Here is a 281-nt window from a genome sequence, read left to right on the forward strand (position 1 = left end):
CGGCGTGCTTAACACATGCAAGTCGAACGAGAATCAACGGATTGAGGATTCGTCCAAATGAAGTTGAGGAAAGTGGCGGACGGGTGAGTAACGCGTGAGGAACCTGCCTTGGAGTGGGGAATAACAGTTGGAAACAGCTGCTAATACCGCATAATGCAGTTGGGCCGCATGGCCCTGACTGCCAAAGATTTATCGCTCTGAGATGGCCTCGCGTCTGATTAGCTGGTTGGCGGGGTAACGGCCCACCAAGGCGACGATCAGTAGCCGGACTGAGAGGTTGG

At 54.4% G+C, this 281-nt stretch carries 1 rRNA gene; it reads left to right on the forward strand.

The annotated features are described in order from the left end of the window. Positions 1 to 281 (forward strand): 16S ribosomal RNA (locus H9X86_RS12275); the annotation flags it as partial.

The sequence above is a fragment of the Pseudoflavonifractor capillosus genome (genome assembly GCF_016902575.1).
GTDB classification, from domain to species: Bacteria; Bacillota; Clostridia; order Oscillospirales; family Oscillospiraceae; genus Enterenecus; species Enterenecus capillosus_A.